Here is a 15,567-nt window from a genome sequence, read left to right as displayed (position 1 = left end):
GCAATAATCCGGTGGAACAGACACCCGGAACACCCGGATGCCGCAATGCAAGAGACGCAAATTTTATCGACCCTTCCAGACACGCCTGCCACAGCGCGCCAAGCCCTGACGGCCGGACGCGCACTGGTGTTCGATGCCTGCCACGCCGGAGTGGTGCTGCGCGCGGTGCTGTTTGTCGAGGCGGTGATCGCCGTGGGCGCACTTTTCGGCGCGGACTCTCCGCCAGACTGGCTGGCCCGACTGGCCCTGCTCACGGGCGTGGCACTGCCCGCCACGCTGGCGTGGCTGGTCGCTGCCTGCAGCCTCAAGCAGTGGCTCGAACGTCTGAGCACGCATGGCCAGTACACCGCAGGTGTGGTGCTTGGCGCGCTGGCGGGACTGGGCGCCTGTGGCATCACGCAGGTGGTTGCCACCACCGAGCACGCACCCTGGATCGCCAGTGCTGCCAGTGGCGCATTGCTGTCCGCGCTGCTGGTGGCGGCGCTGGTGCTGCGCGCGCGCGGGCGCACCCCTGCAGCCACCACGGCACGCCTGACCGAGCTGCAGTCGCGCATTCGCCCGCACTTTCTTTTCAACTCGCTCAACAGTGCCATTGCGCTGGTGCGTGACGAGCCCGCCAAAGCCGAGTCGCTGCTGGAAGATCTGAGCGATCTGTTCCGCTCAGCCTTGGTCGAACAAGGCGAAGCCGTGACCTTGGCCGACGAGATCCGGCTCGCGCGCCGCTACCTGGCCATCGAGCAGGTGCGCTTTGGCGAGCGACTGCGCGTGCAATGGCAGCTCGACCCCCGTGCCGATGCAGCCCTGCTCCCCCCGCTGTTGTTGCAGCCGCTGGTGGAAAACGCCGTCAAGCACGGGGTAGAACCCAGCACCCTGGGCGGCAAGCTGCGCGTGCTGACCGAACTGCGTGGCAGCCGGGTGGTGGTACGCATCACCAACACCCTACCCGACGAGCGCTCCAGCAAGGGCGATGTGTCCCGCGGCAACGGCATTGCATTGGCCAACGTGCGCGCCCGCCTGTCGCTGCTGCACGATGTACAGGCCGACTTCAGCGCAGGCGTGCAGGACGGCCTGTACCAGGTGCGCCTGAGCCTGCCCGCTTCGCCCAATGTGCAGCAAGCTGCCACACCCCCACGCCCTTCTCGCAAGAAACGCCATGAACATTCTGGTCGTCGATGATGAAACGCTGGCACGCAACCGCCTGCGCACCCTGCTGGCCGATTGCGCAGCCCAGCCACCCCACATGGTGCGAGAGGCAGCGAGCGCCAAAGAGGCCCTCGGGCTGCTGTCACCCAGCGGCGGACAGGCCTTCGATTTGCTGCTGCTGGACATCCACATGCCCGGGCAGGACGGCCTGTGCCTGGCGCAGAACCTGCGCGCGCTGAGCCACCCTCCGGCCGTGGTGTTTGTGACGGCCCATGCCGACCATGCGGTCAGCGCGTTCGAGCTGGATGCCATCGACTACCTCACCAAACCTGTGCGCCTGGAGCGACTGCAGCAGGCCCTGGCCAAGGTGCAACGCACGCAGCGCCCTGCCTTGGTCGCGGCACCGCAACCCGCACTCAGTGAGGATGCATCGGGCGAAGTGCTGCTGATCCAGGACCGCGGACGCACCGAGCGCGTTCCACTGACCGAAGTGATGTACTTCAAGGCAGAGCAAAAGTACGTCACCGTGCGCACCACGGCGCGCAGCTATGTGCTGGACGGCTCTCTCAGCGAGCTGGAAGGGCGCTTTCCTGGCCGCTTTCTGCGCATCCACCGCAACGCACTGGTAGCGCGGCGTGCACTGCGCGCCCTGGAGCGCCACCATGATCCCGAGGAGGGCGAAGGCTGGGCCGTGCGCCTGCATGGCCTGGCCGAGCTGCTGACCGTTTCGCGCCGCCAGGTGGCGGTGGTGCGCGAAGTGCTCTCGCAATAAGCCACGTTCAGGTCGGCAGCGGGCCGTCCAGTCGGGGGGCCATGTCTTCCACCACGCCACTGTCGATGCGCAGCTGGACAAGGCGCAGCCAGGATGCAGGCAAGGGCAGCGCCAGCATCGGGCGCAGGCGCTCGGGGTCCTGTTCGGGCGCGTACAAGGCATCCAGAAGGTGCGCCATGGACCATTTCGGATGCGGCCGCTCTTGCAGCGCCATGGGGGCGCCAGCCCACAGATCGCCCTCCTGCAACACGCGGTAGTACCAGCCCGTGCGGCGGCTGGCCTGTACCTGACGCGCCATGTCGGCACGGGCAAAACGCTCGTTGAGCTTCCAGCAGGGCTGGCGGGCCTGGCTCACTTCGAGCAGCGCCTCGCCCACGCGCCAGTGGTCGCCCAAGCAGACATCTGCCTCGGTCAAGCCCCGGGTATGCAGGTTTTCGCCAAAGGCTCCCGGCACATGCAGCAAAGGGTGTGCGCCCAGCACAGCCTGCCAATGGGCACTGTGTTCTTGCGGGTAGTGGTGTATGGCCTTGTCGGGCCCGCCATGCACGCGCAGGTCGCCTTGCGCATCCCCCACCAAGCCCGACACTGTGGCGCGCACCCTGCCAGCCACCGGCCGCTTGTCAATGCCGCTGCGGCTGCCCCGTGCATAGGCTTGCACCGCCCCCACGCACACAGCCAACAGTTCGCAGGCGGAACCTTGGCTACTGGCCCAGGCCACGGCGCAGTTCCTTGAGCAGCAGCGTGACCTGGTTGGAGGCGTGCCGGTAGCCGCCCTGGAAGAGTTGCAGTGCCTTTTCCCGCTCGCCCGCCTGGCTCAGCGACACCACCGCCGCCGCTTGCGCGTGGAAGTAGCGGTGCCGGGACACCAGCATCTCGAACGCCGGATACTGGCCCAGCATGTCCTTGCCTGTGCCTTGGAGCCACTGCCCCAGCGGGCAGCAATCGGCATCGCCCACCTGCGCGGGGTCCAAGACTTCGGTGGACGTACCTTCCACCACTTGGCGCAAGCGCTCCTTCCAGGCGTCATGGCTGACGATGGCGGCATCGATATCGAACTCCGTCATCAGCGTCGCGGCGTACTCCGGATCCAGCACCAGCTCGCTGGCGTTGTCCTCGTAGGCCCAGGTGGTTTCGGGGCTGGACGAGTCCTGCTCCTTGAACTTGAAAAAGCGGCTGAAAAATCCCATGCGAACCTCTGGTGCTGGTGGCTTCATGGGCCGCGCTGGCCCACGCAAAACATTGTTTTTTGGCGATCGAGAAGCATTTTGTGACACCGAAGACGCTTTGACCAGGGGTTTTCCCGCCTTTCGAGGAAAGCAACGCCCCCATGTCGGGCCTGTGGGCATACATGCGACACGTCAGCGCGCTGCCCTTGTGCGTGAAGCCCTGGGCACGCACAGGCACAATCAGCGGCTACCATCGCCGTTTCCACCGCCCTCCCCTGCGACGAACCTAGCCCATGCCTGCTTTTTCCTTTGAAGCCCTGGACGATCAGGGCCTAACCCGCAAGGGCGTGCTCGAAGCGGACACTGCAAAAGCCGCGCGCAGCCAGTTGCGCGCGCAGGCGCTGGTGCCACTGACCGTGCAGGCGGTGGGAGAAGGCAGCGCCAGCGGCCCCGCGTCCAGCGCCTGGTTCACACGCCCGGTCTTCAACGCCACGGCGCTGGCCATCTGGACACGCCAGCTCGCAGGGCTGGTGTCCTCGGGCCTGCCGCTGGAGCGCGCATTGACGGCCCTGGCCGACGAAGCCGAGCATGAGGGCCAGCGCAATCTGGTGGCCGGGCTGCGCGCCGAGGTGAATGCAGGCTCCACCTTCGCGCGCGCGCTGCAGCAGCACCCGCGCGAGTTTTCCGACATTTACTGCGCCGTGATCAGCGCGGGGGAGCACAGTGGCCACCTGGCCCAGGTGCTGGAGCGCCTGGCCGATGACCTGGAGGAGCGCCAGGCGCTCAAGGCCAAGCTGCTGGGCGCAGCGCTGTACCCTGCCATCGTTACCGTGGTGGCTATCTTGATCGTGCTGTTTCTGGTCACCTACGTGGTACCGCAGGTGGCGGGCGTGTTTGCAGGCACTAAGCGCCAGCTCCCGATGCTGACCGTGGCCATGCTGGCCATCAGCGCGTTTGTGCGCAGCCATGGTCTGTGGATGGGCGGGCTGCTGGCACTGGGCCTGCTGGGCGGGCGCTGGGCGCTGCGCATGGACAGCGTGCGCACCCGCTTCGACGCTGCCGTACTGCGTCTGCCGCTGCTGGGCCGCCTGGCCCGAGGCTACAACGCGGCGCGCTTTGCCGGTACGCTGGCCATGCTGGCCGGCGCAGGGGTGCCCATCCTCAAGGCACTGCAGGCCGCTGCCGAAACGCTGAACAACCGCGCCCTGCGGGCCGACGCACTCGACGCACTCGTCATGGTGCGCGAAGGCGCTCCCCTGGCCTCCGCCCTGGCGCAGAAAAAACGTTTTCCCAGCCTGTTGCCCATGTTTGCGCGCCTCGGCGAGCAGACAGGTCAGTTGCCCGTGATGCTGCAACGTGCGGCCCAGCAGTTCTCGACCGAGGTCCAGCGCCGCTCCATGCAGCTGGCCACCTTGCTGGAACCCCTGCTGATCGTGACCATGGGCCTGGTGGTGCTGCTGATCGTGCTGGCAGTGCTGCAACCCATCATCGAACTCAACCAATTCATGAAGTAGGCCCCGCCATGGCGCAGACCTTGGACGACAAGCTGGTGGTGGCGATTTCCTCGCGCGCCTTGTTTGATTTCGAGGAAGAAAACCGCCTGTTCGATCAGGGCGATGCACGGGCCTACATGCAGCTGCAACTGGAGCGGCTGGACGCCCCCGCTGCGCCAGGCGTGGCTTTTTCGCTGGTACGCAAGCTGCTCGCCTTCAACACACCAGACCAGCAGCGGGTGGAGGTGGTGGTGCTGTCGCGCAACGACCCCACCAGCGGCATGCGCGTGTTCCGCTCGGCGCGCGCCCATGGCCTGGCCAGCGTGCAGCGCGGCGTGTTCACCCAGGGGACGGCCCCCTTTCGCTACCTGCGCCCGCTGGGCGCACATCTGTTCCTGTCAGCCAACGGGGCCGATGTGGCCCAGGCCTTGGCCATGGGCTACCCAGCCGCCCAGGTGGCCACCCAGTCAGCCCAGGCCAGCGCCGCGCACCCGCACGAGGTGCGCATTGCTTTTGACGGCGACGCGGTGCTGTTTTCTGACGAGGCCGAGCGGGTGTTCCAATCCGCCGGGCTGGATGCCTTTCAGGCGCACGAGCAGGAAAAAGCCCATCTGCCGCTGCCGCCGGGGCCGTTCAAGCCATTTTTGTCGGCCCTGCACCGCCTGCAACGCAGCAGCGCGGGCGAGATGCGCATCCGCACTGCGCTGGTCACGGCACGCAGCGCCCCGGCGCACGAGCGCGCCATCCAGACGCTGATGAGCTGGAACATTGCGGTGGATGAAGCCATGTTCCTGGGCGGGCTGCCCAAGGGCGAGTTTTTGCGCGAGTTCGAGCCCGATTTCTTCTTTGACGACCAGACCGGCCATGTGCGCTCAGCCGCGCAGCATGTACCTGCAGGACATGTGAGCAGCGGCATCACCAATCCAACGGTCTGATTATTAGGTCAAAAATGCCTATATCGCTCGCTGAATAAGCGCGGAAAGCTACATTTTTTATAGCAGAATCACGACGGACTATAAGCCCCCCGTGCGCTTGACCTTGGGATCGGAGTAGGTCAGCGGCTCGTTCTTGGCCTGGGGAGCCATGCGTTCCTGCAACGTGGCCTTGTTGACCTCCTGCGCCAACTCAATGGCGCTGCCGCTGGCGCGCCAGAGGGATTGCAGATGTTCCAGCAACTGCTTGTAGAGCGGCTCCTTCGGTGGCTCGGGAGGCTCTTCCACGGTTTCCTTCTTCTGGACCATGGTCCAGTCGCGGTTAGGGGCGTCGGGATCGGAAGGTTTCTCGGGCGCCTTGACGACAGCCCCTTCACCCAGACGGTCCATGGACTCCACGGGGTTGGGGTTGTTGATGGGGCGTACAGGTACCGCCCCGGAAGCTCCGGTGGAATACAGATCTGCGCCCTGGGGACGCCAGATCGGAGATCGGTCGACAGGTGGCAGTTGCATGATGGGGCCTCTGGGAAAAGTTACACGACGGGGCTTTAACCCCATCTCGTGCCTCCATTTCGGCGAAAAGAAGGGGGAATTGAGGTCTTATTACCATTTGTAACAAATTGACCGTTACCTCCGCTACTGCGCCAACCCACCAGCAGCGCTACAAAAACCGCTCCAGCAGCTTGCGCGAGGCTTTGTCCAGCGCGGTGGAGTCGGGAATGGCGTACTGCACGCCCTCGGCACTGGCCACCAGCAGCTTGGTGCGCCCATGCAGGCGGCGGATGTCTTCCTCGCCCTTGAGGGTGAAGCGCGTAGGACCGCGATCGGTTTCTACCGACCAGGTGCTGGGCGTAGAGAAGCTAGATACCGTGCTGATTTTCACGATAGTGGGCACAAACTCGCGCACCGCCAGTTCTTCTTCGACCATGGCGCGGGCCGCTTCGGGCAGCGCATCGAAACGGTCGATCCAGATCAGCTCATGCCCATCGGAACCCACGATCGAAAGCCCTTCCTGCGGCGCGGCCAGCGGAAAAGCCCGCACGGGCACCACGCCGCTGTGCACAGTGCCGTCGGGCAGGGTCAACACCAGGCGACCATGGGCGTCGCGGTGCAGTTGCAGGGAAATGGAAACATTGGGGTGTTGCATGGTGCTCTTTCATTGCCCGGCCGGGTGAGCGCTGTGCTGCAAGCTGCTGTCGATGACCACGCCAGCAGCCTGCGCGTCTTCTTCGGCGCGGCGGACCTGGGCCTGGTACAACCGCCAGTAGGCACCTTGCTGCTCCATGAGTGCGTCGTGCGGGCCCACCTCGACGACCTCTCCGCGATCCATCACCACCAGGCGATCGGCCTTGCGCAGAGTGGACAGGCGGTGCGCAATGGCAATGGTGGTGCGGCCCTGTACTAGGTTGTCCAGCGCTTTCTGGATTTCCTTTTCGGTCTCGGTGTCCACGGCCGAGGTAGCCTCGTCCAGAATGAGGATGCGCGGGTCGATCAGCAGCGCCCTGGCAATGCTGATGCGCTGGCGCTCGCCGCCCGAGAGGCCCTGGCCGCGCTCGCCCACCAGCGAGTCGTAGCCATGCGGCAGGCGCAGGATGAACTCGTGCGCATGCGCTGCACGCGCTGCGGCAATGATTTCTTCGCGCGTGGCGTCGGGCTTGCCGTAGGCTATGTTCTCGGCAATCGTGCCAAAGAACAGGAAGGGCTCCTGCAGCACCAGCCCGATGTGGCGCCGGTAGTCGGCCACGGCAAAGCGGCGCAAATCGACGCCATCAACCTGGATCGAACCTTCGCTCACGTCGTAGAAGCGGCAGATCAAGTTGACCAGTGTGCTCTTGCCCGATCCGCTGTGCCCCACCAAGCCGATCATCTCGCCGGGGCGGATGTCCAGATCCAAATTGCGAATGACCGCACGACTGCCGTAGCGAAAGCCCACGCCGCGCATGGCAATGGCGCCCTGCACCTGGGCCAGCTTCACGGGCTGTGCCGGGTCGGGCACGTTGCTGACATGGTCCAGGATGTCAAAGATGCGCTTGGCCCCGGCCGCCGCTTTCTGCGTGACCGAGACAATGCGGCTCATCGAATCGAGCCGCCCATAAAAACGCCCGATATAGGCAATAAAGGCCGTAAGCACACCGACCGTGATCTCACTGCGCGAGACCAGCCAAATGCCAAAGGCCCAGACCACCAGCAGTCCCATTTCGGTAAGCAGGGACACCGTGGGCGAAAACAGCGACCAGGTGCGGTTGAGCTTGTCGTTCACCTCCAGGTTGTGCTGATTGGCATCGCGAAAGCGCTGTGCCTCCCGGCTCTCCTGCGCGAAGGCCTTGACCACACGGATACCCGGAATGGTGTCGGCCAGCACGTTGGTCACCTCGCTCCAGACCCGGTCGATCTTCTCAAAGCCGGTGCGCAGGCGGTCGCGCACGGTGTGGATCAGCCAGCCGATGAACGGCAGCGGCACCAGCGTAACCAGCGCCAGCGCGGGGTTGATGGAAAACAGGATGACCGCTGTCATCACGATCATGAGCACGTCGGTCAGAAAGTCGAGCGCGTGCAGGGAGAGGAACACGTTGATGCGGTCGGTCTCCGAGCCAATGCGCGCCATGAGGTCGCCAGTGCGCTTGCCGCCAAAGTAGTCCAGCGACAGGCGCAACAGGTGCTCATAGGTGGTGGTGCGCAGATCAGCGCCAATGCGCTCGGACACCAGCGCCAGGATGTAGGTGCGCGCCCAGCCCAGCCCCCAGGCCACGAGTGCAGAAGCCAGCAACCCGGACAGGTACAGCAGCACCAGCATGGGGTCGATCTTCTGGCCGTTCTGGAACGGGATCAGGATCTCGTCCATCAGCGGAATCGTCAGGTACGGCGGCACCAGCGTTGCCGCCGTGGAGGCCAGTGTGAGCGCAAAGCCCGCCGCCAGTTGCCCACGGTAGGGGTGCGCGAACCGCCACAGGCGCAGCAGCACCCAGGTGGAGGGCTGCGGGGCCTGCGCACGCGCACAAGCGGGGCATTCTTCGCTGTCGGGGGGCAGTTCGGCGTTGCAGACGGGGCAGCGTGCTTCTTCCGGCACTGCATTCTGCGCACCTGCGGCGCTCTGGGCCACCTGCTCGAAGCGCTGAATCAGCAGCAGTGCCTGGGCCTGCGCCCCCAGCGTGAATCGCCACAACGCCAGGCGCTGCTGAGCGTCGTGCAGCTCCAGAGTGCCTACCCCAGCGTGGTCTCCCATGCGCAGCACAAGGTGCGGAGCAATATCCCAGGTCTGCCAATCGTTCTGTCCGGGAGCCAGAGCCAGCAGGCGACGGGTTGTCACCACGATCACCCCCTCACCAAAGCGCAGCGCACCGTCAAGGTCAACCGCCAGCGCCGCCCGCACGTTCTCGTCGGAAGCGAGCATCGCCCGCAAACCCGCCCCAAAGGGGCCCTGAAAAACACCCGATGTATCCAATGGATGGTGATGTTGCATTGTGGTCTTGTAATTGCACCCCCGGGCCCTGCCTGTGTGAGCGCCCAGCGATATGGGAATTCTCTCCGAAGTACCCCTACACGGCAGCAAGGCTGTCCGGGCATCTCGACTTAACGCCCCACCCCCTGCCGTGGCTGACATGCCTGTAACCATGGCAATCTGACGCACAATCCTGAAATCACCCTACCCTGGGTCTGAAATTCTCTCGTCCGGCAAACCACCCTTGCACCCCATGGCGAAATTCAACGACATCCAACTACTGCGCATCAACTACCTGCGCGGCCCCAACCTGTGGACTTACCGTCCGGTGCTCGAAGTCTGGCTGGACCTCGGCGCGCTCGAAGACCACCCTTCCCATCAGATCCCCGGTTTCAATGAGCGCCTGACCGCATGGCTGCCTGCGCTGATCGAGCACCACTGCGGCGTGGGTGAGCGCGGAGGCTTTCTGCAACGGCTGCAAGAGGGCACCTGGTGCGGTCATGTGCTGGAGCACATCGTCATTGAGCTGCTGAACCTCGCCGGCATGCCCACTGGCTTTGGCCAGACGCGCAGCACCTCGACACGCGGCGTGTATCGCATGGTGTTTCGCGCACGCGACGAGCAAGTGGCCCGCGTGGCGCTGGCACAGGGCCACCGCCTGATCATGGCCGCCATCAACAATGAGCCTTTCGACGTACCGGCCGCCGTGGCACGCGTGCGTACCGAGGTGGATGAACGCTACCTGGGCCCCAGCACGGCCTGCATCGTCACCGCCGCCACCGACCGGGGCATTCCGCACATCCGGTTGAACGACGGCAACCTGGTGCAACTGGGCTATGGAGCCGCCCAGCGCCGCATCTGGACCGCAGAGACGGAGCGCACCAGCGCCATCGCCGAGGGCATTGCCTCGGACAAGGATCTGACCAAGAGCCTGCTCAAATCCTGCGGGGTTCCCATTCCCGAGGGCCAGATCGTCAATAGTCCCGCCGAAGCCTGGGAGGCCGCGCAGGACATCGGCCTGCCCGTGGTCGTCAAACCCTCGGACGGCAACCATGGCCGGGGCGTGAGTCTGGATCTGCGCAAACAGGAAGACATCGAGGCCGCCTACCACGTGGCCTACCCCGAGGGCAGCGACGTGATGGTCGAGCGCTACATCCCCGGTGACGAACACCGCCTGCTGGTGGTGGACGGCAAGCTGGTGGCCGCCGCGCGGGGTGAGCTGGTCTGCATCACCGGCAACGGCCATTCCACGGTCACCGAACTGATTGAAACCCAGCTCAACTCGGACCCACGCCGCGGCTACGAGGAGGAATACCCCCTGGAAATCATCGACGTGGCCACCGACTCCAAGGTGCAGCTGGAACTCAAGCGCCAGGATCTGGATGCCCAGTCGGTGCCTGCAGCCGGCCGCGTGGTGGTGGTGCAGCGCAACGGCAACATGGCCGTGGACTGCACCGATGAGGTGCACCCCGAAGTAGCCCACATGGCGGCCTTGGCGGCCAAGGTGGTGGGACTGGACATTGCTGGCATCGACCTGGTGGCGCAGGACATCAGCAAGCCCCTGCAGGCGCAGGGCGGTGCCATCGTGGAGGTGAACGCCGGCCCCGGCCTGCTGATGCACCTCAAGCCCGCCGTGGGTGCGCCCCGCCCCGTGGGGCAGGCCATCGTGGAACACCTGTTCCCTGCCGAAGAACACGACGACGCGGACCAACCCGCCGGGCGCATCCCCGTGGTGGGGGTGGCGGGTACACAGAACACCACCTTGATTGCTCGCCTGGTGGCTTGGTTGCTGCACCTGAGCGGAAAGCACACCGGGCTGGCGTGCCGCGAAGGCCTGTTCCTGGACCGCCGCCGCGTCGAATCCACCGACAGCGCGCATTGGGAGCCCGCGTATCGTCTGCTGATGAACAAGATGGTGCAGGCCGCCGTCATCGAAAACGACGCCCGCGTGATCCTGCGCGACGGTCTGGCCTACGACCGCTGCCAGGTCGGCGTGGTCACCGACATGCTGGGCGCAGAGGGCCTGGCCGAATTCGACGTGCACGAGCAGCCCCAGATGACCAAGGTCCTGCGCACCCAGGTCGACGTGGTGCTACCCAGCGGCGCGGCGGTACTGCATGCAGCCCATGCCCAGGTGGCCGAGCTGGCCCCGTTGTGCGATGGCGCCGTGGTGCTGTACGCGCAGGACGGCGGACTCGATGCAATTGCCCAGCACCGGATCCAGGACCAGGGCCGCGCCGTGTTCATCAAGGGCGGACGTGTCGTGCTGGCCACCGGTGGCAACGAGCAAGCCATCGCCCCTTTGAGCGCACTGTGCTTTGGCCGCAGCGCCACGCCACCCGATACCGACGCCCTGCTGGCCGCCATAGCTGCCGCTTGGGCGCTGGACATTGCCCCGGACCTCATCGTTGCGGGCATCAAGACCTTTGAACCCGATCAAGCTGCCGCCCAGGCTGCGTAGACCGCCGACGCTTTGGCAGAAAAAAAGGAAATATCCCCATGGATGTCACCCGCATCAGGGCCTTGCGTGGGCCCAATCTCTGGAGCCGCCACCTGGCCATTGAGGCCGTCGTTTCCTGCAACGCGCAGGAATGCACCATGTCGCGCATCGACGGCTTCGAGGCTCGCCTGCGCGCGCTGTTTCCCGCCATTGGCGTACTGCAGCCCCAGGGCGGCGAGACCGATCTCTCGCTCGCCCATGTGTTGCAAGCGGCCGCGCTGGCGCTGCAGGCTCAGGCCGGTTGCCCGGTGAGTTTCGCGCGCACCACGCCCACCGTGGATGCAGGAGTGTTTTTGGTCGTCGTGGAATACACCGAGGAAGAAGTGGGCCGCGAGGCCTTCCAGTACGCCCGGCAATTGGTGCAGGCGGCCCTCGATGGCACCTCCTTCAACACCGAAGCCGCCATTTCCCACCTGCGTGATCTGGACGAAGACGTGCGCCTGGGCCCCAGCACGGGGGCTATCGTCCAGGCCGCCGTGGATCGGGGCATCCCCTACCGCCGACTCACCCAAGGCAGTCTGGTGCAGTTGGGTTGGGGCTCCAAGCAGCGGCGCATCCAGGCGGCCGAAATCGATTCCACCAGTGCCGTGGCCGAATCCATCGGCCAGGACAAGGACCTGACCAAGCGTCTGCTGCACGCCGCCGGTGTGCCCGTACCGCTGGGCCAGCCGGTCGAAACGGTGGACGAGGCCTGGGCCGTGGCCCAGAAGGTCGGCCTGCCTGTGGTCGTCAAGCCCCAGGACGGCAACCAGGGCAAGGGCGTCACGGTCAACATCACCGACCGCGCGCAACTCGAAGAGGCCTACAAAAACGCCGCCGACTATGGCACCGTGATGGTCGAGCGCTTCCTGCCCGGGCAGGATTTTCGCCTGCTCGTGGTGGGTGACCAGCTCGTGGCCGCCGCCCGCCGTGAACCACCCCAGGTGCTGGGCGACGGTGAGCGCACCGTGCGCGAGCTGGTGGACATCGTCAACCAAGACCCGCGTCGGGGTGAGGGCCACGGCACGGCACTGACCAAAATCCGCCTCGACGATATCGCCATCTCGCGCCTGGCGTTGCAAAACCTCACACCCGATTCGGTGCCCGAGAAGGGCCAGCGCGTGGTACTGCGCAACAACGCCAACCTCTCCACCGGCGGCACTGCCACTGACGTGACCGATGACGTACACCCTGAAGTCGCCGCACGCGCCGTGGCTGCGGCCCAGATGGTGGGCCTGCACATCTGCGGCGTGGACATGGTGGCCGAAACCGTGCTGCGCCCGCTCGAAGAGCAGGGCGGTGGCTTTGTCGAGGTGAACGCCGCCCCCGGCCTGCGCATGCACCTGGCGCCCAGCTACGGCAAACCGCGCGCCATCGGCCAGGCCATCGTCGATCGTCTTTACGCCCACGGCCAGGACGGCCGCATTCCCGTGGTGGCCGTCACCGGCACCAACGGCAAGACCACCACGGCGCGTCTGATCGCCCACCTGTTCTCGGCCCAGGGCCTGCGCGTGGGCATGACCAACACCGACGGTGTGTATGTGAACGGCCGCCAAATCGACAGCGGCGATTGCAGCGGCCCCAAGAGCGCACGCAACGTACTGCTGCACCCCGAGGTGGATGCAGCGGTGTTCGAGACCGCGCGTGGCGGCATCCTGCGCGAAGGCCTGGGCTTTGACCGTTGCCAGGTGGCCGTAGTCACCAACATCGGCGAAGGCGATCACTTGGGCCTGAACTTCATCACCACAGTGGAAGACCTGGCGGTGCTCAAGCGCGTGATCGTGCAAAACGTAGCCCCCACGGGCTACGCCGTGCTCAACGCCATGGATCCCATCGTCGCCGCCATGGCCAGTGTGTGCCCTGGCAAGGCCATCTACTTTGCCAGCGACCGGTTGCACCCGGTCATGGTCACGCACCGGGCCCAGGGGCACCGCACCGTGTATGTCGATGGTGACTCCATCGTGGCAGCCGAAGGCTCCTGGCGTGAAACCATCCACCTGCGCGATGTGCCCATCACGCGGGGGGGCAAGATCCTGTTCCAGGTCGAAAACGTCATGGCTGCGGTGGCTGCGGCCTGGGGCGCTGGCCTGCCCTGGCAGACCATTCGCCGGGGCCTCTCGGGCTTTGTCAACGACAGCGACAACGCACCTGGCCGCTTCAACCTGATGGATTACCACGGTGCCACCGTGATTGCCGATTACGGCCACAACCCCGACGCCATGCGCGCCTTGGTACAGGCCGTGAATGCCCTGCCCGGCAAGCGCCGCAGTGTGGTCATCAGCGGCGCTGGCGACCGCCGCGACGAGGACATCCGCGTGCAAACCGTGATCCTGGGTGCCGCCTTCGACGACGTGATCCTTTACCAGGACGCCGCCCAGCGCGGCCGCGCAGATGGCGAGGTCATCGGACTGCTGCGCGAAGGACTGGCAGGCGCCACACGCACGCAGCATGTGGAAGAAATCCGAGGCGAGTTCCTGGCCATCGACACCGCACTGGCTCGCCTGCAACCGGGCGACCTGTGCCTGGTGCTGGTCGATCAGGTGGAAGAGGCCCTGGCCCACCTCGCGCAGCGCTGCGCAGAACCGCGGTTGAGCGCATGAGACGCAGTGCGCTCGCCCTGCCCGCCTTGGTGCTGGCCCTGGCTGCTCAGGCAGCCTCGGGAGAAAAGATTGGAGCAGTGGACACCGCCTTCCAGTGGATTGGGCGGGATCACGACATTCTGGTGGAGGCCTACGACGACCCGGCCGTGCAGGGCGTGACCTGCTACGTTTCGCGTGCTCGCAAAGGTGGCATCAAGGGCACACTGGGTCTGGCAGAAGACCGCGCCGAGGCCTCCATTGCCTGTCGGCAGGTAGGCCCCATCAGCATCCCCGAGCCGCTCAAGAAGCAGGAAGAAGTGTTCAGCGAACGCATGTCCATCCTGTTCAAGCGCCTGCGCATCGTGCGCATGGTGGACACGCAGCGCAATGTGCTGGTGTACCTGACCTACTCCGAAAAACTGATCGACGGCTCGCCGCAGAACAGCGTCACGGCGGTGCCCGTGGAGCGCAGCCTGCCAATTCCCATCAGACCTTGAGCCAAGGCTGCACCATCAGCCCGCTTCAAGGGTATGCGTGGCGTTGCGATCCTGCCCCATCAAATCCACCATGCACGGAAGCGCCTCGCGCAACGCTGCGTGCAAAGTGTGCGGCGGATTGATGACGCACATGCCGCTCGCAGCAAGACCGGGACGCTCACCCCCCCCTGATTTCACCGTCAGGGACGCATGCAACCAGTTCTTCCCGGCTTTGCTGGCGACCGATTTCAACCGCCGGGGCAGGTCGTGCGCCTCAGGGCGCGGAATGATGGGGTACCACACGGCGTAGGTTCCCGTGGCAAAGCGCTTGAGGGCATCCTGCAGCATGTCGGGCACACGGGCGTAGTCGCTCTTGAGTTCATAGCTGGGATCACACAGAAGCAGCGCCCGGCGCGAAGGTGGCGGCAGAAAGCGGCGCACCCCTTCAAATCCATCCTCCTGCAGCACTGCCACCTGGCGCCCTGCATTCAGTTGCGCCACATTGCCTGCCAGCGCACGCAGATCGGTCGGGTGCAGCTCGAACAACTTCAGTTTGTCGCGTTCGCGCAACAGATGCTGCAGGATGAATGGAGAACCAGGGTAAACCCTGATTTGCGCCCCCTGATTGAAACCCCGCACCAGTTCCAAGTAATTCTGCAAAAGCGAGGGAAGCGGCGCGGCAGAGGGTGCACTGGCTGCCGCGGCCAGTTTGAGAACCCCTTCCTCGGCTTCGGCACTGGTGCGCGCATAGTCACCATCCAGCCTGTATAGACCGGCACCGGCGTGGGTATCCAGCACCATCAGGGCCGTGTCCTTCGCGATGAGGTGCTGCAGGGTGGCAATCAGCACGGAGTGCTTGAGCACGTCGGCATGGTTGCCGGCATGGAAGGCGTGGCGGTAACTGAACATACGTCAATGGTAACCCCCGCATCCCCCATGTGGATGCGCAGCACGGTGCTAGACCGGGTTGTGCGGGCCTGCACAGCGGGCACAATCGTGGAAAAAGTCGGCAGGCAGCGTGTGTTTTTTCCCACCAGATACGTTTTGTTGTCGGTGGGGCTGCGCACAGCGGCGATGATGGCCCCTGC

At 65.3% G+C, this 15,567-nt stretch carries 13 protein-coding genes; 7 read left to right on the top strand and 6 right to left on the bottom strand.

What is annotated here, in order from left to right; genetic code table 11:
- Nucleotides 1-45 precede the first annotated feature (45 nt).
- Nucleotides 46-1,176: a sensor histidine kinase gene (locus MJ602_RS02840; RefSeq protein WP_243019324.1), complete on the top strand. Its 1,131-nt coding sequence runs from the start codon at nt 46-48 to the stop codon at nt 1,174-1,176.
- Complete coding sequence (locus tag MJ602_RS02835; RefSeq protein ID WP_243019323.1) at nt 1,154-1,915, top strand: LytR/AlgR family response regulator transcription factor; 762 nt, start codon at nt 1,154-1,156, stop codon at nt 1,913-1,915. Before MJ602_RS02840 ends, MJ602_RS02835 begins: the two co-directional genes overlap by 23 nt.
- A gap of 7 nt (nt 1,916-1,922) precedes the next feature.
- Here MJ602_RS02835 and MJ602_RS02830 read toward each other — a convergent pair whose 3' ends face one another.
- Both MJ602_RS02830 and MJ602_RS02825 read right to left on the bottom strand, forming a co-directional pair.
- Nucleotides 1,923-2,633 (bottom strand): MOSC domain-containing protein, encoded by a 711-nt coding sequence (locus tag MJ602_RS02830; RefSeq protein WP_423246680.1) that lies wholly within the window; start codon nt 2,631-2,633, stop codon nt 1,923-1,925.
- Nucleotides 2,617-3,102 (bottom strand): CZB domain-containing protein, encoded by a 486-nt coding sequence (locus MJ602_RS02825; protein ID WP_162017331.1) that lies wholly within the window; start codon nt 3,100-3,102, stop codon nt 2,617-2,619. The genes MJ602_RS02830 and MJ602_RS02825 overlap by 17 nt, the downstream gene beginning before the upstream one ends.
- Before the next feature lie 272 nt (nt 3,103-3,374).
- On the opposite strand from MJ602_RS02825, the gene gspF reads away from it, so the two are divergent.
- Entirely contained in the window at nt 3,375-4,595 is a 1,221-nt protein-coding gene (gene gspF, locus MJ602_RS02820; RefSeq protein WP_162017332.1) for a type II secretion system inner membrane protein GspF, read from the top strand.
- Between the two features lie 8 nt (nt 4,596-4,603).
- The gene (locus MJ602_RS02815) at nt 4,604-5,509 is read left to right on the top strand and encodes a 5'-nucleotidase (RefSeq protein WP_243019322.1); all 906 of its coding nucleotides are present in this window, start codon (nt 4,604-4,606) and stop codon (nt 5,507-5,509) included.
- 78 nt (nt 5,510-5,587) lie between these two features.
- Here the strand turns inward: MJ602_RS02815 and MJ602_RS02810 are convergent, their stop codons facing one another.
- The 3 genes from MJ602_RS02810 to MJ602_RS02800 form a co-directional block, all read right to left on the bottom strand.
- On the bottom strand, nt 5,588-6,019 hold the full coding sequence (locus MJ602_RS02810; protein ID WP_162017334.1) for a hypothetical protein: 432 nt from the start codon (nt 6,017-6,019) through the stop codon (nt 5,588-5,590).
- 148 nt (nt 6,020-6,167) lie between these two features.
- The gene (locus MJ602_RS02805; protein ID WP_243019321.1) at nt 6,168-6,653 is read right to left on the bottom strand and encodes a cyanophycin metabolism-associated DUF1854 family protein; all 486 of its coding nucleotides are present in this window, start codon (nt 6,651-6,653) and stop codon (nt 6,168-6,170) included.
- A gap of 9 nt (nt 6,654-6,662) precedes the next feature.
- Nucleotides 6,663-8,966, bottom strand: coding sequence for a cyanophycin metabolism-associated ABC transporter (locus tag MJ602_RS02800; RefSeq protein ID WP_243019320.1), 2,304 nt, complete (start codon nt 8,964-8,966; stop codon nt 6,663-6,665).
- Between the two features lie 232 nt (nt 8,967-9,198).
- Between MJ602_RS02800 and MJ602_RS02795 the strand changes: the two genes are divergently transcribed.
- The 3 genes from MJ602_RS02795 to MJ602_RS02785 are packed head-to-tail and all read left to right on the top strand — an operon-like array spanning nt 9,199 to nt 14,500.
- On the top strand, nt 9,199-11,406 hold the full coding sequence (locus MJ602_RS02795; protein ID WP_243019319.1) for a cyanophycin synthetase: 2,208 nt from the start codon (nt 9,199-9,201) through the stop codon (nt 11,404-11,406).
- Nucleotides 11,407-11,444: 38 nt separating this feature from the next.
- Nucleotides 11,445-14,024, top strand: a complete 2,580-nt coding sequence (cphA, locus tag MJ602_RS02790) for a cyanophycin synthetase (RefSeq protein WP_243019318.1) — start codon at nt 11,445-11,447, stop codon at nt 14,022-14,024.
- Nucleotides 14,021-14,500 carry a CreA family protein gene (locus MJ602_RS02785; protein WP_243019317.1) on the top strand — a complete coding sequence of 160 codons (480 nt, stop codon included), beginning with the start codon at nt 14,021-14,023 and terminating at the stop codon, nt 14,498-14,500. The genes cphA and MJ602_RS02785 overlap by 4 nt, the downstream gene beginning before the upstream one ends.
- Nucleotides 14,501-14,515: 15 nt before the next feature.
- Here the strand turns inward: MJ602_RS02785 and MJ602_RS02780 are convergent, their stop codons facing one another.
- A complete protein-coding gene (locus MJ602_RS02780; protein ID WP_243019316.1) occupies nt 14,516-15,388 on the bottom strand; it encodes a 23S rRNA (adenine(2030)-N(6))-methyltransferase RlmJ in 873 nt (290 codons plus the stop codon).
- Nucleotides 15,389-15,567: the final 179 nt, after the last annotated feature.

This window comes from Simplicispira sedimenti (genome assembly GCF_022760965.1).
GTDB lineage: Bacteria > Pseudomonadota > Gammaproteobacteria > Burkholderiales > Burkholderiaceae_C > Simplicispira > Simplicispira sedimenti.
Note: the sequence above shows the minus strand (reverse complement) of the source record. Positions and strands in the feature narration are given on the sequence as shown.